This window comes from Kocuria soli, assembly GCF_003797835.1.
GTDB lineage: Bacteria > Actinomycetota > Actinomycetes > Actinomycetales > Micrococcaceae > Kocuria > Kocuria soli.
In genome coordinates this window covers 1-19,431 of sequence record NZ_RKMF01000021.1, presented here as the reverse complement: position 1 = coordinate 19,431, position 19,431 = coordinate 1, and the positions used below count along the sequence as shown (strand labels likewise).

The following is a 19,431-nucleotide window of genomic DNA, read 5'->3' as shown; positions in this document are numbered from 1 at the left end:
GACCAGGGGCGCTGAGCGGGGAGCAAGGGCTGGATCGTCTCCCATTGGGTATCGGACAACACGCTTCGCCGGCTCATTGACCTACCGTCACCCCCGCGTCCTCACGAACTTAGGAGACACGCGCTAGTCGCATGGCCACTTCGTAATGACCCGTGTGCGGAAACATGTCCAGCAGTTGCGCCTCGACCGGGTGCCAGGACGGCATCCGTTTCAGGTCCCGGGCCATGGTTTTCGCGTTGCAACTCGAGTAGATCAGGTCCGTGGCCATGCTCGTTTCGAGTCGATGGCTGAGTTCCTCCCCCAGCCCGCGGCGCGGTGGATTGACGACGACGAGCCGCCCGGGCTCGCCGTGCTGGAAAGGATCACGCCCACCGGCGTCGTCGTCGCCCGTGTGTTCGCCCCACGCCGTCGCGTCGCCGACCTCGAAACGCGCGGAGCCCACGCCCCGGTCCGGAAGGCCGAGTTCACGGGCGCTGCGTGTGGCGGCGGCAACAGCTTCCTCGGACACCTCCACGCCGACCACTTCCCTACCGGCTCCCGCCAGGTGCAACGCGAATCCGCCCACCCCGCAGTAGAGGTCCAGGACACTGTCCGCCGCAATGTCCTCGGCCCAGCTTGCGGCACGGCGGTAGAGTGCGGCGGCCACCTGGGTGTTGGTCTGGAAGAACGACCGGGGCCGCAGGTGCAGCGGAATCCCGTTGACCTCCATGAGCAGGCTCTCCTGCTTGGTCAGCACGATCTCAGTGGGCCCTTCCAACACTGCCTTGTGTTCGGGTTGCACATTGACCGAGACCACGCGCAGATCCGGCAGTTCCGATTCCAGGTGCGGCAGGTTCTCCCGGATCCGATCCAGCTGACGCTGCGAGCGCAGCACGAACCGGAGCATGAGTTCGTTGCGGGGAGAGACCGTGAGCAGGACGTGTTTGAGCTCGCCCCGGCTCTTGGGGACGTCGTAGGGCAGGAGCCTGAGGTCTTGGACGAACCGTGCGACCTGCTCCAGCGCTGCGTTCACCGCCGGCGGGTACAAGGGGCAGTCGCGCAGGTCCACACCCCGCCCCACGGGATTCAGAATGCCGAGGGTCGGTTCCGCCACCGTTCCGGCGACGACCATTTTCGCCTTGTTCCGGAATCCGACCTCGGGCCCGGAAACGGGGTCAAGCCATTGGATGCCCTGCAGGTCCGGACGGGCGGCCGCCAGGAGACCCCGGACTCCCTCCACCTTGCTTGCCAGTTGCAGCGCGTAGGGTTGATCGATCAGCGTGCACGAATGGCACAGTCCGAGGTCGTGATAGTGGCACCGCACGGCCCAGAGCCTACCGGGAGGGGAGTTCGGCGAGATGACGGGAAAGCGCTCCGACCGGGCCGCCCCGCCCAGCCCCGCCGTCATGACCGGCCGCAAGGATCCGGCCCTGACCGTCCGGCCGGTGGACTACGCCGCGGCCGCGAAGGAACACGCCCGCGCCACCAACCGGCCTGCCGCAGAGCCGCAGGTCAAGGAGCCCTCAGCACCCACCCCGGACCGGACCGATCGGAGAGCACTCGACCAAGACCTCCGGCGGCGGCAAAAACTGGCCGCACGCATCAAGACCGCGCTCGAGCAAAACACGGCGCGGTCACTGACCGACCGGGACACCCTCTACTCCGTGGTCACCGGACGACCATCGCCCACCGGTGACGGACTGGTGTTGAACCCGCCCGACGACGTGGTCCACGTCGTGGGGGCCTGGGAGGCCACGCTGGCCGACCTCCAGCGGGTGGTCGAAGACCCCGAGGACTCCTGGTCCGCGGACCTGGGCCGCACGGACTACTTCCTCCGCGGTGACCTGTGCGTCCAGATCCGCCGTTCGGACGCGCAGATCGTGGGCATCTATCGGGCCGGATGGGCGCTGGCCCGACGCCCGGAACAGCCCCTGCCCGAAGAACCCGGTTCCGGACGATCGGCCTCCCGCGGCCGGGGCACGCGGTACCCCACGAACCAGCGGGAACTACTGAACCGCCTGCGCGGGGCGGGGTTCGTCGTCGTGACCTCCGGGCCGACGCACGGGAAGATCACGCACCCGGATCACCCCGGACGTTTCCTGCCGTATTCCTCGACGCCGTCCGGACAGCGTTACGGGCGTCACGTTGTGACAGCGGTGAAGCGGGTCTTCGACATCGATCTTCGCGACTGAAACATCGCCCGGTCTAGACTCGAAGGCGTGAAAGCGCTGCTCCTGGAGAACATCCACACCGATGCCGAAGAGATCCTCCGCCGTCACGGCGTCGAGGTCGAGACGCGGAAGGGGGCACTGGACGAAGCCGAGTTGATCGAAGCCCTGGACGGCGTGGACCTCTTGGGAATCCGGTCCAAGACGAATGTCAGCCGAGCCGTTTTCGAGGCCCGCCCCAACCTGATGGCAGTGGGCGCGTTCTGCATCGGAACCAACCAGATCGATCTGAATGCGGCCTCCGAATCGGCCACCCCGTGCTTCAACGCCCCCTACTCCAACACCCGTTCCGTTGTGGAGCTGGCCATCGGGGAGATCATCTCCATGGCCCGTCACCTGACCGACAAGAACGCCGCGATGCACAAGGGTGAGTGGGACAAGTCGGCCAAGGGCGCGCACGAGGTCCGTGGACGCACCCTCGGCCTGATCGGGTACGGCAACATCGGCAAGCAGCTCTCCGTTCTGGCCGAGCTGATGGGCATGCAGGTCTACTTCTACGACGTGCGCGACGAACTGCCCATGGGCAACGCCAAGAAGTGCAGCTCCATGGACGAGCTGTTCGAGAAGTCCGAGACCATCTCCGTGCACGTGGACGGCCGCGCCTCCAACCGCGCACTGATCGGTCGAGCCGAGTTCGAGAAGATGCGCCCGCGCACCCTGTTCCTCAACCTCTCCCGCGGGCACGTGGTGGACCTGGAGGCACTGCGCGACGCGCTGAACTCCGGGCACATCGCCGGCGCGGGGATCGACGTCTACCCGGAGGAGCCCAAGGCCTCCGGCGAGCCGTTCGCCTCTGCGCTGCAGGGCATTCCCAACGTCATCCTGACCCCGCACATCGGTGGTTCCACCGCGGAGGCGCAGGAGAACATCGGGCACTTCGTGGCCTCCAAGCTCATCGACTACGTCGAGCAGGGCTCCACCTCCCTGTCCGTGAACTTCCCCCAGATGCAGCTGCACCCGATCAAGTCCGGCGTCCGGCTGCTGCACGTGCACGACAACGTGCCGGGCGTGTTGACGGCAGTGAACACGGTGCTCTCCGAACACGGCGTCAACGTGGACGGACAGCAACTGGTCACGGAGGGCGCCACGGGCTACCTGGTGACCGACTGCTCCTCGGGAGTTGACGAGAACGTGGTCAGCGAGATCATGGCCCTGTCGGCCACCCGCCGGCTCGGCACAATCGGCGATTGCGTGGGTCAGGACTGCTGAATCCACGCGCGGGTGGGCCCGGCCTCCGGCCACCCGCGTCTTCGGAGTTCGCGTGGAGGTTCTCCCCGACAAGGCATCAGGGTGACCGTCTACTATCCTGGGAGCACATCGCCGCCCGGCGGTGTCTGACGTGCGGTGCCCCCGGGGCGCCGCGAACACGGACCCCCGCAGGACGACCGGAAGGAGGGCGCTTGGGTTTCCTGGACAATCTTGAACGCGGGATCGAACGCGCCGTGCGCACCGCGTTCTCCACCGGTTCACGCAAGCGCATCGAAGCCGTCGAGATCGCCAGCGCCTTGCGACGCGAGCTCGACGAGCAGTCCTTCACCATTTCCGCCGGCCGCACCATGGCACCCAACGTCTTCGTCGTCGAATTCTCCGACGAGGACTTCCCGCGCGCCCAAGAATGGGGAACGCCCCTGGCCGAGGAACTGTGCGAGGTGGTCATCCGACACGCCCGCTCCCAGACCTACACCTTGCAGGGCGCGGTACGGGTGTCCTTCACCCGCAACCCCGACGTCGAACGCGGTGAGTTCGTGATCTCCTCCTCCGCACAACGCACCGAGGAGCCCACCGCGGCAGCCCACCGTGCCGACGAACGGCGCACCCCCCGGCCGCGGTCGGCGCCGGCCTACAACGGCGCCCCCTCCGCCCACGGTGGTTCCCACCGCTCCGATTTCGGTGGCGGGGACCCTTACCGCGAGGACTGGTCCCACCCGACCACCACGCCTCAGCACTGGGTCCCGGTGCTCGAGATCGACGGTCACCGGCTCGCCCTGGACGCCGAGTCCGTGGTGCTGGGACGGTCGGCGGAGGCCGATGTCACCATCGAGGACACCGGCGTGTCCCGCCGCCACCTGGAGATCCGCCACGAGGGCGATCACTGGTTGGCGGTCGACCTGGGTTCCACCAACGGCTCCCACGTGGACGGTGAGCGCGTGCGCGGCCGCGCCGAGTTGGTCAACGGTTCCGTGATCTCCATGGGTCGCAGCCGCATCGTCTTCCGCCTGGTGGCCCCGAGGAGGAACCACTGAATGTCTGAACTGACCGTGGCACTGCTCCGGTACGGGTTCCTGGCCCTGCTGTGGGTGTTCATCCTGGGCATCGTCCTGTCCCAAGGCCGCGACCTGGCCGTCGACCGCCGTCGGCGTAACCGCGGCCGCGGCGCGCAGGCGCAGGCCGGTGCCAACCAGGCCCCGCAGACCCCGGCCCCCGTCCAGCAGCAGCCGGCGCGCCAGCTGCCGCAGACCCTGCTGGTCCTCCAGGGCCCCACGGGCGGCCGCTCCTACCAGCTGGGCAGCGCACCCGTGCTCATGGGCCGTTCCCCGGAGTGCACCGTCCCGCTCGAGGACGACTACGCCTCCGGGCGCCATGCCCGCCTGTTCCCGCAAGGTTCCCGCTGGTTCCTCGAGGACCTCGGGTCCACGAACGGCACCTACATCGATGAACAGCGGTTGACCCGTGCCGTCCCCGTGGAGGCCGGTCGGCCGTTCCGCGTCGGCAAGTCCGTGCTGGAACTGAGGGCCTGATACATGCCCTTAGCTTTTCGTTTCGCCGCGCGCTCCGACGTCGGCAAGGTGCGTTCCAAGAACGACGACTCCGCCTACGCGGGTCACCACCTGGCCGTCGTGGCCGACGGCATGGGTGGGCACGTCGGTGGCGACGTGGCCTCCGCTTCGGCAGTGATCGACCTGACCCACCTGGACCGCACCGGGTACGACGGCGACGCCCGGACCGTGCTGGCCGATGAGATCCAGAACGCCAACCAGAACCTGGCGGAACTGGTCCAGCAGCATCCGCGGCTGGGCGGCATGGGTACCACGGTGACCTCGATCATCATCGACGGGGAGAACATCTCCCTGTGCCACATCGGGGATTCCCGGGCTTACCGCCTGCGTTCCGGCGAGTTCCGACAGGTCACCACCGACCACACGTTCGTCCAGCGTCTGATCGACGAAGGTCGGTTGCGACCCGAAGAGGCGGAGACCCACCCGCACCGCAACGTCCTCATGCGCGTCCTCGGCGACGTGGACGCCTCCCCGGAACTCGAGTCCGAACTGCTGGAGGCCGAGCCCGGGGAACGCTGGTTGCTGTGCTCCGACGGCCTGAACGCCGTCGTGCGCCCGGAGACCATCCAGCGCGTGTTGAGCATGGACTCGGAACTCGACCAGATCGCCGAATCACTCGTGGACCTGACCCTGGAACGTGGGGCGCCGGACAACGTGACGGTTGTGGTCCTGGAGGTCGTGGACTCCGAAGACCTCCCGTCCCTCGGCAATCCCGCCGGTGGTGCCGTGCCGGACCCGAAGGAGGCCCTGACCTCGGACGAGTTGAGCGAGTCCGGGCACCCGGAGACGCCCCGGCAGGACCCGTTGCCGGGCATGCCCTGGGCCGAACCAACTCCGGAGGCGGACACCGAGGACACCGACGACGCCGCGTCCAACGAGCCGTCCTCGGCCGCGGCACTCCGGCAAGGTCTGGACGCGCACCCGCACGTCCTGGTCGGTGCCGCCGCCAATGCCACCCAGACGGGCCGAATCCCGACCGTCAGTGATTCGGCCATGGCCCGCCGCGCCACGCTGCTGCGCACGAAGGCCGCGGAGCAGTTGGCCGACATGGCGGAGGTCGACGAGGCGCTGGGCGGCTCGCGGCGCCGTCGTCCGGGGTGGATCATCGCCGCGGTGGTCTCCGTGCTGGCCGTGACGGCACTGGTCGTGGGCGGCATGGCAGCGAGCAACTGGATCCAGGGTCGCTACTACGTCGGTGAGTCCGAAGGTCGGGTGGCGATCTACAACGGTGTCTCCCAGAGCCTGGGACCGATCCAGCTCTCTCGGATCGAGGACACCTCCGACGTCGAGGTCTCCGAGTTGTCCTCGTACTCGAGGAACCGGGTGGAGAACACGATCCCCGCCGATGACCTGGAGCACGCACGCAGCATCGTGGACGGTCTGCGATCGGGTCACGAGGACCCGGACCAGGCCTCCGAGAGTGCGTCGCCCACGCCCCAGGACTCGGGGACCGTGAGCTTCCCCGACCGCGGTCAGGACGACGAGACAAACGCGTCGCCCGACTCCAGCCGGGCCCCCGCAGCACCCCCGCAGGACGGTGATCGCTGATGACCGCCGCTCCCACCCGAGGGACGCCCGCAACCGATCCGGTGCAGGCCACCAGCACCTCCACCGGGCCTGTTCAACGACGACGACGGATCACCGAGCTGGTCCTGTTGTTCGTCGCCTGGGCCATCGGCATCGGCGCCAACGTCCTGATCGACCCGGAACAGGCCATGGCCTCCCCCGGTCACGTGTACCGGGCGGCTGCGGTGTTGATCGCCGGTGGGCTGGTGCTGCACGCCGTGATGTGGTTCCGGGCGCAGTACGCGGATCCCTACATCCTTCCGATCGTGGTGGCCCTCAACGGTCTGGGGATCGCCATGATCCACCGCATCGATCTGCTCATGGACGCGACGGCCGCGACCAATCAGGTCTTGTGGACCGCCATCGGTGTGCTCGCAGCGGCCCTGGTGTTGGTCTTCCTCCGGGACCACCGCAGACTGCGGCGCTTCACCTACATCTCCCTGGTGGCTTCCGCGCTGCTGTTGGTCCTCCCGCTGCTGCCCGGTCTGGGGACCGAGATCAACGGCGCCCGGATCTGGATCTCCATCGGCGGCCGAACCTTCCAGCCTGGAGAAATCGCCAAGATCACGCTGGCGATCTTCTTCGCCGGGTACCTCTCGACCAACCGCGACGTCATCCTGCTGGCGGGCCCCAAGATCGGCCCCGTGCGTCTACCGCGCTTCCGGGATCTCGCTCCGATGTTCGCCGCCTGGCTGGTCTCCATCGGGGTCCTGGTCCTGCAGCGTGACCTGGGAACCGCGATCCTGTTCTTCGGGCTGTTCGTGGCCATGCTGTACCTGGCCACCGGCCGCTTGAGCTGGATCGTTCTAGGCCTGATCTTCGTGGCCGCGGGCGGTGTGGTCGCATCACAGACCTTCGGTCACGTGGCCGCCCGTTTGGACGCCTGGTGGCATGCCTTCGACCCCGCGATCTACGACGCCCCCGTCGGTGGCTCCCGTCAGATCGTCCAGGGCATCTTCGGACTGGCCTCCGGTGGGCTGTTCGGCCAAGGACTCGGGCAGGGACGCCCGGACCTGGTGTCCTACTCGAACTCGGACATGATCATCACGGCCTTCGGCGAGGAGCTGGGGTTGATCGGCCTGGGTGCCATCCTGATGATGTTCTTCCTGCTCGTCTCCCGCGGTTTCCGCGCGGCTCTGGGCACGCCCGACGCCTTCGGCAAGCTGCTGGCCGGCGGTCTGGCCTCCATCATGGTGATCCAGCTCTTCGTGGTCATCGGCGGCGTCACGCGCGTGATCCCGCTGACCGGTCTGACCACCCCCTTCATGTCCGCCGGCGGTTCGTCGTTGCTGTCCAACTGGATCATCGCTGCGTTGCTGCTGGCCATCTCCCATTCGGCTCGACGTCCCGTGGTGACCGGCCCGGCCAGCGATCAGGACATCGCGGAGTTCCAGGCGCACGAACGCGAGGAGCACGAGCGAGCAGAGATGCTGGAGAGCGAGCGCGCCGAACGTGCCGAACGCCGTCGTGCCCGCCAGGAGGCGGCGCGCAAGGAGCGCGAGGAGCGTAAGGCCCGTCAAGCGGAGGACGAGCGCAAGAACGCGACCGCGGTCCCGACGACGGACCGGGCCGACGACGCGCCCAAGAAGCCGGCCCCGGACGACGACCCCGACGTCGACGAGCCGGACCTCGATGAGCCGAAGACCGAGCCGACGAACCAGCGGCCGAACGAGCGGAAGGGGGCCACATCGTGAATCGAGCCATTCGTCACGTCTGGATGGCAGCGGTCGCCATTTTCGCCGTCCTGCTGTTGGCCCTGACCTCCATCATGTTCTTCCAGCAGCGCTCACTGGCCGCGGACCCCTGGAACACGCGGACCCTTTACGAGCAGTTCGGCAGGGACCGCGGCCCGATCCTGGCCGGTGGAGACGAGATCGCCTATTCGGTTCCCGCCGACGGTGATTACGCGTATCAGCGCGAATACCGCAATGCGGAGGCTTACGCGCCGCTGACGGGGTACTTCTCCCCCATCTACGGCTCCACGGGTCTGGAGAACGCGATGGGTGAGCAGCTCTCCGGAAACTCGGACAGCCAGTTCTACGACCGTGTGATGTCCACCCTCTCCGGTGATCAACCCTCCGGGGCCTCCGTGGAGATGACCGTGGACCCCGAGCTCCAGGAGCTGGCCTACAACCTACTGGCCGGGAAGAAGGGTTCGATCGTGGCGATCGAACCGGACACCGGCAGGATCCTGGCGATGGCCTCCTCGCCGTCCTACGACCCGAACGCCCTGTCCTCGCACGACTCCGCCGGGGTCATCGAGGCCGCTCAACGGTTGAACAGCGACGAGGCCCAGCCCATGACGAACCGGGCCATCTCGGGGGACCTCTACGCCCCGGGGTCGACGTTCAAGATCATCGACACCGTGGCGGCACTGGAATCTGGCGACTACGACACGGACACCGAGATCCCCAACCCGCAGAACCTGGAACTGCCGGGCACCAGCACCACGCTGCCGAACTACGTGGGTGGCAACTGCACGCAGCGCACGGAGGCGGACCTGGAGTTCGCCTTGAACAACTCCTGCAACACCCCGTTTGCGCAGATCGCAATGGACCTGGGCCAGGATAAAATTCGCGAGACGGCCGAGAACTTCGGCTACGGTCAGGAACTGGACATCCCCTTGTCCGTGACCCCGTCGACCTTCCCCTCAGACCTCGATGATGCCAGCCTGGCGATGTCGGCTATCGGGCAGTACGACGTCCGCTCCACTCCCCTCCAGGTGGCTATGACCTCAGCAGCAATCGCCAACGACGGTGTGCTGATGCGTCCCCAGCTGGTCCAGGAGGTCCGGTCCTCCGACCTGTCGGTCATCGACAGCTTCCAGGCCGAGCAGATGCAGCGCTCCACCTCCACGGACGTGGCGGACACCGTCACGGACCTCATGGTCAGTTCCGTGGACAACGGCATCGCCAACGGTGCGGCCGTGCCCGGGTACTCGGTGGCCGGCAAGACGGGCACCGCCGAGATCGGTTCCTCGGGGACCAATGACTCCTGGTTCACCGGTTTCGCCCCCGCGGACGACCCCCAGGTCGCGATCGCCGTCGTGTACGACGACGTGGCCGTCGGTGAGAGCTCGTCCGCGGTTTCCAACGGACAGCAGATGTTCGAGGCGGTGTTGAACGGATGAGGCCGTCGTCGAAGACCGTCCTGGGTGGGCGGTACGCGCTGACCGAACGCATCGCGATCGGCGGCATGGGTGAGGTCTGGAAGGCCAAGGACAAGGTCCTGGGCCGCACGGTCGCCGTCAAGATCCTCAAGGAGGAGTACACGGGCGACCCGACGTTCCTCCAGCGATTCCGCGCGGAGGCACGGCACACGGCCTTGTTGAATCACCCCGGTGTGGCCAATGTCTACGACTACGGCGAGGACGGCGGTTCGGCTTACCTGGTGATGGAGCTGGTTCCCGGTGAGCCGCTGTCCAACATCATCGACCGCGACCGCACGCTGCCCGTCGACGACGTGCTCAACTACATCGGCCAGACCGCCCGTGCGTTGGCCGCGGCCCACGCGCAGGGCCTGGTGCACCGGGACGTCAAGCCCGGCAACCTGATGATCACCCCGGAGAAGCGGGTCAAGGTCACCGATTTCGGTATCGCCCGGGTGGCGGACCAGGTGCCGTTGACCGCAACCGGACAGGTCATGGGAACGGCCCAGTACCTCGCACCCGAGCAGGCGACGGGTCAGACGGCAACGGGGTCCTCGGACCTCTACTCGTTGGGAATCATCGGTTACGAATGCCTGGCCGGCCGGCGCCCCTTCACGGGGGAATCCCAGATCGCCATCGCATTGGCTCAGGTCAACGACCCCCCGCCGCCGCTGCCCGGCTCCGTACCGGACGGGGCCAGGGCACTGATCATGTCCATGCTCGCCAAGGATCCCGCCGACCGGCCCTCCACGGCGGGGGCTCTTGCCGGTGCCGTGGACTCGATCCGTCGCGGCGACCTGGCGGGTGCGGCGAATGCTGTTCCGGGCATGCGCAAGTTCCTGGACCTCGACGACGCGCCTACAGAGGCGCTGAACACCCGCGGGGACGACACCCGTATCTCGGACCGCGTCTCGGGCGCTGCCGCCCTGGGCGTTGCGGCAGCAGCCGCACCGAGTGCCTCGACCGCGGAGATGCGGATCTCGGCCGAGCAGGACGCCGGCAACTCTGCCTCCCAGGCGGCGGCCGGCGCCCCGGTGCCCGTGCCCAACAACCCGACGCCCGTCACACCTGCCGACGGCAGCCCGGCCGTCGGGTCGAGCGCGACCGGCAAGTCGGGGCGGCGCCTGTGGCCCGTGATCGTGGTGGGCGTCGTCATCGCAGCACTCCTGGCCGCCGTGATCTACCTGGCCCTGCAGAACTTCGGTTCCACCGGGGAGCCGTCGCCGCGCGGCACGGTTTCCACCTCGACCGCCCAGGCGACCGGCGCCGACGGCGCCACGACCGTCGACATCAACGCTGACGACTACGTCGGCCGCAACGTGGACACCGTGGTCAGCGAGCTGAACGCGTTGGGACTCAACGTGGAGGTCGTGGGTGAAGCCGACGCGGAGACGCCCAGCGACCAGGTCACGGCGGTGTCCCCCACCGGCACGGTCAACACGGGTGACACCGTGACCGTGACTCATTCCACCGGGCCCGAAACCGTGGCCCTGCCGGAGGACATGGTCGGCAAGCAGATGCAGACCGTGATCGACGACGTCACCGCCTTGGGAGTCAACATCGATGTCTACTACGACGAGAACTCTTCCGAGGACCCCGGTACCGTGACCGACACGACGCCGGACGAGGGGTCGGAGGTCGAGGTCGGTTCCACGATCGACCTGGACGTCGTCCCCTCGGCCAGCCCGGAGGCCTCGCAGACCTCCTCGGCGGCCGACCGCGGCAACGGTCAATCCGACGGTTCCACCTCCGAAAGCACCTCGGACACCGGGGCCGACACCGACAACGAACAGGATGCGGCGGCTCCCGAGTCCCCCGAACCCGCATCCACACAGACCTCCGCAGATTCCGGTGACCGGAGCACCACCGAGCCGAACTCAGACCAATCGAACGTCGCAGCCCCGACAGGTGCCCCCACGCCTGCTGCTGATGGCGCACTGACCACGGAAGGCTGACCATGGCGCAGTCACCCATCCCACCTGTGATCAACAACCGGTACGAAGTCGGCGAGATGATCGGCCGCGGCGGCATGGCCACGGTCTACGTCGCCAAGGACCGGCGGCTGGGCCGACAGGTGGCCATCAAAGTTCTCAAGCCCGAGTTGGCCAGGGACGAATCGTTCCAGGAACGGTTCCAACGCGAGGCTCAGGCGGTTGCGGGGCTCAACCACCACACGATCACGTCCGTGTACGACACGGGTGAGATCGCTCCGCAGCAGCCCTCTGACGTCGCCTGCCCGTACATCGTCATGGAGTACGTCCCCGGCCGGACGCTCCGTGAGCTGATCCGCGAAGGGGAACTGTCCCCCCGCGAATCCGTGGACGCCATGCTCGGGATCCTGGACGCACTGGCCTACAGCCACCGTTCGGGGATCGTGCACCGCGACATCAAGCCGGCCAACGTGGTCATCACCCCCGACGGGCGGGTCAAGGTGATGGACTTCGGCATCGCTCGCGCGGTGGAGGACACCAAAGCGGCGCTGACCCAGACCCAGGCCGTGCTGGGCACGGCCCAGTACCTCTCCCCCGAGCAGGCCCGCGGTGAGAACGTGGACGCCCGCTCCGACTTGTATTCGGCCGCGTGCGTGTTCTTCGAGATGCTCACGGGTCGCGCGCCGTTCGTCGGCGAGGCCTCCGTGGACATTGCGGCACAGCACGTCCGGGACGCGCCCCCCGCCCCGTCGGAGCTTGCACCGCACCTGCACGCGGTGTTCGACGAGTTCATGGCCAAGGGGCTGTCCAAGGCACGCGACGACCGGTTCCAGTCCGCCACGGAGATGAAGGCTGCGCTGGAACCGCTGCGCAAAAACGCCGACGTCGACGCGACCACCGTGATCGCTCCGGCTGCCGGTGAGACCACGGCCGGCATGACCGCCACCAGCGACGACGACGAGAACACGCGCGCCGTTCCGCCGGTCTTCCCGATCTCCGCCGCAGCGGGCGCCGCGGGTGCTGCCGGGGCGGCAGCCGCCACCGGCGCCGCGGCCAACGCCGCCGAGGGCGGGGCGGGGTCCACCGCGCGGACCCCGCAAAATCAGCCGCAGGGTTCGTTGTTCGCGCCTCCCGGAGGCCATGACGTGGCCCCGGTCGGCGCCAGGACCGGACGTGACCGTGATCCGGAGGACCGCCGCCGCCGCACCCGGGTGTGGTTGTTGCCGCTCCTGCTGCTCCTGCTCCTCGGCGGTGCCGCCGCGACGGCTTTCTTCCTCCTGCGCGGACCCGCGGAAGTGAGCGTCCCGGACGTCGTCGGGATGTCCCAGGAGGAGGCCGAGGCCGAACTGAGCGACCTGGGGCTGACCACGGAGATCGTTCACGAGAACAGTGACGAGGTGGCCGAGGACGACGTCATTTCCACGGATCCGGGCTCCGGCACGGAGGTCGAATCCGGGTCCAGTGTGACGCTCACGGTGTCCGAGGGGTCGGAGAAGGTCGAGGTGCCCAAGGACCTTTCGGGCCAGTCCGAGAGCTATGTGCGCGAGATGCTCGACGCCGCGGGGCTCGAGGTCGGCAAGACGCGCAGTGAGAACCACCCGACGATCGCGCGCGACCTGGTGGTCACCACTGATCCGGAAGGTGGCAAGGAGGTGGACCGCGGCAGCAAGGTGGACATCGTCCTGTCCACGGGCAAGGTCACGGTTCCCGACGTCGTCGGGCTCTCCCGGGACGACGCCGTGGCCGCGATCGAAGGCGGGGACGTGCAACTGCCGGTCCAGGTCGTGACCGCGGAGACCTCCGAGGCGACCGCGGGAACCGTCCTGAGCCAGTCCACCGCGGGCGGTACGGACGTCGACCAGGGCACCACGATCACGATCACCGTGGCAGCCACCCCGACGCCGACGGCCGAGCCGTCACCGTCGGAGTCGAGCAGCAGCTCGCGGCCGAGTTCGTCGGCGGAACCTTCAGACAACGAGTCGGAGGAACCCTCCGAGGAACCCAGCGAGGAGCCGTCGGAGGAACCCTCCGAAGAGCCCAGTGAGGAGCCCTCCGAGAAGCCGGAGCCGACCCAGGAACAGCCGAGTCAGGCCCCGACGCGCTCGAACAGCTCGTCTTCGGACAGCGGTAGCAGCTCGAACGCGGGTTCCTCGTCCAGCAGCAACTCGAGCAGCAGCAGGAACTCCGGGTCCTCCGGCTCCAATGCCGCAGCCGCCGAGGCCGGTGGGAACTCCTCAAGCAGTTCCAACGACAACTGACCCGGTCCCTTCGTGGGATGCCCGACTCCGGTCGGGTCCGTAGAGAACTGCCCGCTGCTTCACTCGAAGCGGCGGGCAGTTCTCGTCAGGCCGAAGATCGGCAGAAGGTCAGCGGGAGATCAGCGGGGAGAGTTGGTCCGAATGGGCGGCGGCCCCGTCCAGGCCACACAGCTCGAGCCAGTTGCCCAACATGCGATAACCGCCTTGGGTCAGTACGGATTCCGGGTGGAATTGCACCCCGTGCAACGGAGCAGTCCTGTGGCTGAGCCCCATGACCACACCGTCGTCGGTGCGAGCCGTGACGCGGAGACAATCCGGCACGGTCTCCGGGACCACGCTCAACGAGTGGTATCGGGTGGCGGTGAAAGGCGAGGGCACGCCTTCGAAGACCCCGGTGTCCTCGTGGAGGACTTCCGATGTCTTTCCGTGCATGAGCTGGACCGCGTGGGCCACGGTTCCGCCGTAGATCTCCGCCAACGTCTGGTGCCCCAGGCAGACCCCGAGCAACGGCTTGCTGGTCACTTCGGCATGGCGGATCATCGGGCCGCACACGCCGGAATCCGCGGGGGCTCCGGGGCCCGGCGAGAGCAGAATTCCATCGTGCTCGTTGGCGAGGGAGGTGGCACCGGCATCGTCAACCGCGTCATTGCGTACCACCGTTGTTTCGGCGCCGAGTTCCTGGAGGTAGCCGACGAGCGTGTAGACGAAGCTGTCGTAGTTGTCGACGACGAGGATCTTCACGGTCACGGTGGCCTCCTGGGTGAACTGGAAGGATTTCGAGAACCAACCCTACTGCCGTGAGACCTTCTCCGATGTCCCCGGCGCCCGCCCAGGACCCACTCGGCGGACGTGAAGGTGGCTGGCGATAGGATGGGGGCCGTCGTCGTCGCATGCGGCAGTCCCCCGATGCATCCATCCAAGCTGTGGGGCTGCCACAACGCAGGAGGAGTCCCCGTAGTGTCCGAGCCCAAGAAGCGCCTTTTGGGGCGCAAGCGCACCGTCACGGAGGACCCCGATCCCCGTCCGGAGGTGGATGACGAGCTCACCCGCTTGGCGGCAGAAGCCTTGCCGGAGCACCGGCGGAAGGAATGGGAGCGGTCTCAGCACACGGGCAATGGCACCAAGCGCTCCACTGCCAAGGAGGGCTCGGGCGAGGACGCCCCCCAGGACTCTGCGGATGACTCGGTTGAGCGCGACGACATGGCGGAGGACCTCGCCGACGAGATCACCCGCGGGGCACGCAGCACCGGGCCCGGAACCGATGAAACCGCCGCCTGGTACAAGATCATCATGTTCGGCCTCATCCTGATCGGCCTGCTCTGGCTGATCGTGTGGTACCTGCTCGACTACTCGTGGCCGATCCCTTCCATCGGCTACGGGAACGTGGCGGTGGGGATCGGCTTGATGATGGTCGGCCTGGTCATGACCACGAGGTGGCGTTGAACGCCCACGATCCCACTGGCCCGTCGGAACACGTAGACCCGTCGGTTCCGTCGTCCCCGGAAGGCAATGACGCGCGGGGCACCCGACCGGCCCCCCTCAAGGACGAGATCGCGAAGGACAAACGTAGCGGCGATCGGGCCGGCAAGGGCCGTTTGAGCCCGGCCGTACTCGAAGTCCGGCTCCGGCGCATCGCCCTCGGACTGCTGGTGCTCGTCCCGTTGGTGTGGTGGTTGACCCGAGCCCTGTCCTGAGACGCACCGAGCGGGCCCCTGGACGAATTGTGGCCCCGCACCCTTGAAGGGTGCGGGGCCACAATCTTTGCCCGGAAACCACCGGGCGGGTGCTCGGGCGGAACCCGACGCCGAACTCAGGCCTGCGGTGCGGTGAAGGCTGCGTCCAGGTTGATGACGACCTTGTCCGAAACCAGCACGCCACCGGCCTCGATGGCAGCGTTCCAGGTCAAGCCGAACTCCTTACGGGAGATGGTGGTCTTGGCCTCGAAGCCTGCACGGGTCACGCCGAAGGCATCCACGACGACGCCGTTGAACTCGGTCTCGAGCTCGACGGTCTTGGTGACGCCCTTGATGGTCAACTCACCGGTGATGGTGCCCTCGCCGCCGGCCAGATCAAAGCCCGTGGACTTGAAGGTCATGGTGGGGTACTTCTCGACGTCGAAGAAGTCCTCGCCACGGACGTGGCCGTCGCGATCGGCGTTGCCGGAGTCCACGGAAGTGGTCTGGATGGTGGCCTCGATGACCGAGTTCTCCAGCTCCTCGGCGACGTTCAGGGACGCTTCGGCGTCCTTGAACACGCCGTGGACCTTTGAGATGCCGGCGTGACGGACCGTGAAGCCGACCTCCGAGTGGGCGGGGTCGAAAGTCCAGGTACCGGGAACCAGGCGATCAAGCGTGCTCATGATGTCTCTCCTTCTGAGCCCTACGGGCTGCTACGTCGAAGATGTCGTGGAGCGGTGGTTGGCACCGGCGCGACACCAATTAGTTGATGTGTCACTTACATTAGGACGCGGTAGGTGATGCGTCAACTAATTGTGCAGAAATGTGACGTGACCTCAGACACGTCCTGTTCAGATCGAGTAGTCGAGGGCGGAACCGCCCGAGAGACTGTGGAACTGCCGCCGGTGGTAGACCAGTGGTGCCCCGTTGGCCTCGGCACCCAGAACCTGCGTCACACCCGCGTTGAACACCAGGGCCGGCCCCGCCTGGATTCTGACCAGCGGGTGAACGCGCAGCACTCGCCCCACGCCCGCCAGCAAGGGCTCGCCCGTGGGCAACCACTCCCAGTCCATGGCGTCGCCGAAACGCGGCGCCCCGTGGGTGGAAAAGGCTCTGGCCAAAGCAATGTGAGGGGCGTCCAGAAGATGGACGAGCAACGAGTCAGCCTGGGCCACCAGCGCTGCCGAACCGCTGCCAGCATGCAAGGAGAAACCGATGATCGGCGGCTCCGCCGACACCGAGGACACGGAGGAAACGGTGAGCCCCACGGGGCCCTCCGGCCCACGCGCCGTGAGGACGGCGACCCCTGCCGGGTGATCCCCGAACACCGAGCTGAATTCCGTCTTCTTGACAGCCAGGTCTCCCATGTCACGCGAAGGGACCACGTAATCGGCCAACGGGTGGCTCGGACCACCACTTCCGGCGGGTGGCTCCGCCGCGGTACGTGACGGTTCGGTCATGACCCCCTCCTTCCGCGCAGCAGGACCCCAGCCCGCAGGCGCTCGAACGAGTCTGGCAATGTCACCCATGCATTGTCGAGTTGGTCCGTCACAGACGGTCGCAAGGGGCAACGCTCACCGCAAACCGTGAAAGGACCGCGACCAGTGGACCAGCGGATCTTGCTCTGCTTGGCGAGCGTCACCCGGAGCCCGACCCCGCCCCATGGCGACGACCCGGCCGATCACGATTCGGTGAGTTGCTGCGGAGTGCACCTGCTCCGTGCGGACCTCGAACCACGCCAGGCACCTGTCAATCACCGGCGCACCACTGCTTTCAGCACGACGGAACGCCACGGTGTTCAGCAGCCCCTCCACAGGATTGCCGGGAGAAGCCAGCCACGTGGCAACCCCCTCCTGGTCTCGCGCGAGAACGGACAGCACCCAGGTCCCGGAACCTTCGACGGCCTCGCAGATGCGCGCTTCGTCGAACAGGCTCACCGCCATGGTGGGAGGATCCCAGGAGACGTCCAACCAACCAGTGACCGTGACTGCATGGTCTCGACCCCTGTGACGAGCAGACACGATCGCAACGCCCGAGGCGAGTTCCGAGGCCAGCACCCGATACCCGTCGCTGAAATCATCCGCAGACCCCGCGTCGATCGAGCTCAGAGCCGGTCCGTCCAATTCCATGATCGCTCCTTCTCGGTCTTCCCCAACTCATTCCGACGTGGGCTCACCCACGCCAAGGCCCCCGGACTCGCCACCGTCGCCGTGGCGTGGCTCGACGTCGCTGACCGGATCCTCGTCCGCGTGCCAACGAGCCCGCCACCAGGTCTGGAGGTCAACCGCAAGGCAGCTGTCCTGAACGCGCCAACGGAGTTTGCCGTCCGGGCCGAGCACCGGCGTCGGAGACTCCGGCACCCAGAGAATGAGCACGCGATGCCCGAGGAGATACCTACGCTCCACCGCCACACGCACGCCGCACAAAACGAACACCCGTTCCGCAAGCCAGTCCGCATCGAGTTCCGTCCCGATGGGAAGAAGCGTGCCGTCCTCCACACCGAGGACCAGCGCACCACCCAACGGAGTGTTGGCCATGCAACAGACCTCGGGCGCAAGGTACACAGCTGCCTCTTCGTTCTCCGAATGACCCGGCAGCACCCGACCGTTGTTGAGCCTCCGGTTCGCCTCTTCCTTGAGGTCAACGTGCTGAGACTCGGGCGCATGCAGGCGTCGGCCGTGTTCAATGGTCCACAGGAGACGCTCGACATCCTGACGGACCAATGCGGAGATCTCCGGCGCTCCGCCCGCTGGGCCCTCAACGCCTGTCATGACGGGTGCTCCGAACGGTGATGTTGATTCTGCCGCCATTGCGCATCCCCAGACTGGCATCGCCCGTGCCCGCTTTAACGGCCGGCACCCCGTGGAACGCCCAACGCGAGCTGCGACCGAAGACGAGCAGGTCCCCGCTCTTCAGTTCGATGTCTTGGTACGGACGACCTCGATGTTCGAGATTGCCGAGCCGGAAGATGCAGGTATCCCCCAGGGAGATCGAAACGATGGGGTCGGGGCCGGATTCGTCCAGGTCCTGGTGCATCCCCATCCGGGCATCAGCGTCGTAGAAGTTCACGACAGCGGTGGTTGGTTCGAACGCGACGGCCTCTGGAGAATCCTGACCGTAGGCCCGCGACACGCCCGCCACCCCGAGCGTCCCCAAGCGCTCGGGCAACGCCTCTGGCCGGCCCGCTTGCTGAACCTTGTAGCGCGGCCAGCTCTGGCCAAGCACCGTGGACTTCACCGACATGACTCCGCCCCCGGGCATCCGTTGATGTCGCAGACGCGCTGACCCACTGCACCACAGCCGTGCAGCAGCGACCAACTCTTGTTGTTCACTCAGGGACAGCCAATCGGGTACGTGGACGGCGCCGGGAGCAATCTCCCTCGCCTCCCGGTCCAGTTGAAAGAGTTCCGGCCCGCCGGGGCCGCGCATCACGGAAGGACGACGCATCAGATCCCCTCCTTCACCGCACGGGCAACGACGACCGAGCCATCGAGCTGAAGCACAAGACCACGCCCGTTGACCCCACGTCGGCAACCCTACAACCGCGCTCAGACACACCGAAGAGGCCCTGGCGGCTGTCATCAGCAGAAGAACTCAAGCCACGTATGCAAGAAGGGGAGGGGGTTCTCCACACCATGGTGTGGAGAACCCCCTCCCCTTCTGACTGTGAAAATCTTTGTAAGAAGAAATGGCGGAAAGCCCCGTCCTGGTGGGTGGGGCTTTCCGTGTGGTGTGGCGTGGTGTTGCGGCGGTGTCTTACTCTCCCACACCCTTACGAGTGCAGTACCATCAGCGCTATGGGCCTTAGCTTCCGGGTTCGGGATGGGACCGGGCGTTTCCCCCATGCTATGACCACCGCAAAACCATT

18 protein-coding genes and 1 rRNA gene are annotated in these 19,431 nt (G+C 67.1%); 11 read left to right on the top strand and 8 right to left on the bottom strand.

The window, feature by feature from the left end; all coding sequences use genetic code 11:
- Positions 1-109: 109 nt before the first annotated feature.
- Positions 110-1,303: a methyltransferase domain-containing protein gene (locus EDL96_RS12920; RefSeq protein WP_123826655.1), complete on the bottom strand. Its 1,194-nt coding sequence runs from the start codon at positions 1,301-1,303 to the stop codon at positions 110-112.
- A 34-nt stretch (positions 1,304-1,337) separates the two neighbouring features.
- On the opposite strand from EDL96_RS12920, the gene EDL96_RS12915 reads away from it, so the two are divergent.
- The 9 genes from EDL96_RS12915 (at position 1,338) to pknB (ending at position 13,887) form a co-directional block, all read left to right on the top strand.
- The gene (locus EDL96_RS12915; RefSeq protein ID WP_123826654.1) at positions 1,338-2,171 is read left to right on the top strand and encodes a hypothetical protein; all 834 of its coding nucleotides are present in this window, start codon (positions 1,338-1,340) and stop codon (positions 2,169-2,171) included.
- Positions 2,172-2,198: 27 nt separating this feature from the next.
- Entirely contained in the window at positions 2,199-3,416 is a 1,218-nt protein-coding gene (gene serA, locus EDL96_RS12910) for a phosphoglycerate dehydrogenase (RefSeq protein WP_123826653.1), read from the top strand.
- Between the two features lie 191 nt (positions 3,417-3,607).
- Positions 3,608-4,450, top strand: a complete 843-nt coding sequence (locus EDL96_RS12905; protein ID WP_123826652.1) for an FhaA domain-containing protein — start codon at positions 3,608-3,610, stop codon at positions 4,448-4,450.
- The gene (locus tag EDL96_RS12900; RefSeq protein WP_123826651.1) at positions 4,451-4,945 is read left to right on the top strand and encodes an FHA domain-containing protein FhaB/FipA; all 495 of its coding nucleotides are present in this window, start codon (positions 4,451-4,453) and stop codon (positions 4,943-4,945) included. It begins immediately after the preceding gene.
- Between the two features lie 3 nt (positions 4,946-4,948).
- Positions 4,949-6,532, top strand: a complete 1,584-nt coding sequence (locus tag EDL96_RS12895; RefSeq protein WP_123826650.1) for a PP2C family protein-serine/threonine phosphatase — start codon at positions 4,949-4,951, stop codon at positions 6,530-6,532.
- Entirely contained in the window at positions 6,532-8,244 is a 1,713-nt protein-coding gene (locus tag EDL96_RS12890) for an FtsW/RodA/SpoVE family cell cycle protein (protein WP_123826649.1), read from the top strand. Before EDL96_RS12895 ends, EDL96_RS12890 begins: the two co-directional genes overlap by 1 nt.
- A complete protein-coding gene (locus EDL96_RS12885) occupies positions 8,241-9,680 on the top strand; it encodes a peptidoglycan D,D-transpeptidase FtsI family protein (protein WP_123826648.1) in 1,440 nt (479 codons plus the stop codon). The genes EDL96_RS12890 and EDL96_RS12885 overlap by 4 nt, the downstream gene beginning before the upstream one ends.
- On the top strand, positions 9,677-11,653 hold the full coding sequence (locus EDL96_RS12880; protein ID WP_123826647.1) for a protein kinase domain-containing protein: 1,977 nt from the start codon (positions 9,677-9,679) through the stop codon (positions 11,651-11,653). Before EDL96_RS12885 ends, EDL96_RS12880 begins: the two co-directional genes overlap by 4 nt.
- 2 nt (positions 11,654-11,655) lie before the next feature.
- Positions 11,656-13,887, top strand: a complete 2,232-nt coding sequence (gene pknB, locus EDL96_RS12875) for a Stk1 family PASTA domain-containing Ser/Thr kinase (protein WP_123826646.1) — start codon at positions 11,656-11,658, stop codon at positions 13,885-13,887.
- A gap of 108 nt (positions 13,888-13,995) precedes the next feature.
- Here pknB and EDL96_RS12870 read toward each other — a convergent pair whose 3' ends face one another.
- Positions 13,996-14,634 carry an anthranilate synthase component II gene (locus EDL96_RS12870; protein WP_123826645.1) on the bottom strand — a complete coding sequence of 213 codons (639 nt, stop codon included), beginning with the start codon at positions 14,632-14,634 and terminating at the stop codon, positions 13,996-13,998.
- 210 nt (positions 14,635-14,844) lie between these two features.
- Between EDL96_RS12870 and EDL96_RS13850 the strand changes: the two genes are divergently transcribed.
- Positions 14,845-15,330 carry a cell division protein CrgA gene (locus EDL96_RS13850; RefSeq protein ID WP_233568898.1) on the top strand — a complete coding sequence of 162 codons (486 nt, stop codon included), beginning with the start codon at positions 14,845-14,847 and terminating at the stop codon, positions 15,328-15,330.
- Positions 15,321-15,581 carry a hypothetical protein gene (locus EDL96_RS12860; RefSeq protein WP_123826644.1) on the top strand — a complete coding sequence of 87 codons (261 nt, stop codon included), beginning with the start codon at positions 15,321-15,323 and terminating at the stop codon, positions 15,579-15,581. Before EDL96_RS13850 ends, EDL96_RS12860 begins: the two co-directional genes overlap by 10 nt.
- Positions 15,582-15,697: 116 nt before the next feature.
- On the opposite strand, the gene EDL96_RS12855 is transcribed toward EDL96_RS12860, so the two are convergent.
- From EDL96_RS12855 to rrf, 6 genes are all read right to left on the bottom strand, one after another.
- Positions 15,698-16,246: a YceI family protein gene (locus EDL96_RS12855; protein WP_123826643.1), complete on the bottom strand. Its 549-nt coding sequence runs from the start codon at positions 16,244-16,246 to the stop codon at positions 15,698-15,700.
- 168 nt (positions 16,247-16,414) lie between these two features.
- The gene (locus tag EDL96_RS12850; RefSeq protein ID WP_233568897.1) at positions 16,415-17,023 is read right to left on the bottom strand and encodes a flavin reductase family protein; all 609 of its coding nucleotides are present in this window, start codon (positions 17,021-17,023) and stop codon (positions 16,415-16,417) included.
- 114 nt (positions 17,024-17,137) lie between these two features.
- Complete coding sequence (locus tag EDL96_RS12845) at positions 17,138-17,692, bottom strand: flavin reductase family protein (RefSeq protein WP_123826642.1); 555 nt, start codon at positions 17,690-17,692, stop codon at positions 17,138-17,140.
- Between the two features lie 27 nt (positions 17,693-17,719).
- Complete coding sequence (locus tag EDL96_RS12840) at positions 17,720-18,334, bottom strand: AlbA family DNA-binding domain-containing protein (protein WP_123826641.1); 615 nt, start codon at positions 18,332-18,334, stop codon at positions 17,720-17,722.
- The gene (locus EDL96_RS12835; RefSeq protein ID WP_233568896.1) at positions 18,321-19,010 is read right to left on the bottom strand and encodes an alpha-ketoglutarate-dependent dioxygenase AlkB; all 690 of its coding nucleotides are present in this window, start codon (positions 19,008-19,010) and stop codon (positions 18,321-18,323) included. Before EDL96_RS12835 ends, EDL96_RS12840 begins: the two co-directional genes overlap by 14 nt.
- A gap of 296 nt (positions 19,011-19,306) precedes the next feature.
- Positions 19,307-19,423, bottom strand: a 5S ribosomal RNA gene (gene rrf / locus EDL96_RS12830).
- Positions 19,424-19,431 lie beyond the last annotated feature (8 nt).

Excerpts from the sequence above, each read along its gene's own strand:
- EDL96_RS12880 (WP_123826647.1), top strand. The coding sequence starts at position 9,677 with ATGAGGCCGTCGTCGAAGACCGTCCTGGGTGGGCGGTACGCGCTGACC.
- EDL96_RS12845 (WP_123826642.1), bottom strand. The coding sequence starts at position 17,692 with ATGGAATTGGACGGACCGGCTCTGAGCTCGATCGACGCGGGGTCTGCG.
- EDL96_RS12900 (WP_123826651.1), top strand. The coding sequence starts at position 4,451 with ATGTCTGAACTGACCGTGGCACTGCTCCGGTACGGGTTCCTGGCCCTG.
- EDL96_RS12890 (WP_123826649.1), top strand. The coding sequence starts at position 6,532 with ATGACCGCCGCTCCCACCCGAGGGACGCCCGCAACCGATCCGGTGCAG.
- EDL96_RS12850 (WP_233568897.1), bottom strand. The coding sequence starts at position 17,023 with ATGACCGAACCGTCACGTACCGCGGCGGAGCCACCCGCCGGAAGTGGT.
- EDL96_RS12895 (WP_123826650.1), top strand. The coding sequence starts at position 4,949 with ATGCCCTTAGCTTTTCGTTTCGCCGCGCGCTCCGACGTCGGCAAGGTG.
- EDL96_RS12835 (WP_233568896.1), bottom strand. The coding sequence starts at position 19,010 with ATGCGTCGTCCTTCCGTGATGCGCGGCCCCGGCGGGCCGGAACTCTTT.
- EDL96_RS12840 (WP_123826641.1), bottom strand. The coding sequence starts at position 18,334 with ATGACAGGCGTTGAGGGCCCAGCGGGCGGAGCGCCGGAGATCTCCGCA.
- EDL96_RS12915 (WP_123826654.1), top strand. The coding sequence starts at position 1,338 with ATGACGGGAAAGCGCTCCGACCGGGCCGCCCCGCCCAGCCCCGCCGTC.
- pknB (WP_123826646.1), top strand. The coding sequence starts at position 11,656 with ATGGCGCAGTCACCCATCCCACCTGTGATCAACAACCGGTACGAAGTC.
- EDL96_RS12855 (WP_123826643.1), bottom strand. The coding sequence starts at position 16,246 with ATGAGCACGCTTGATCGCCTGGTTCCCGGTACCTGGACTTTCGACCCC.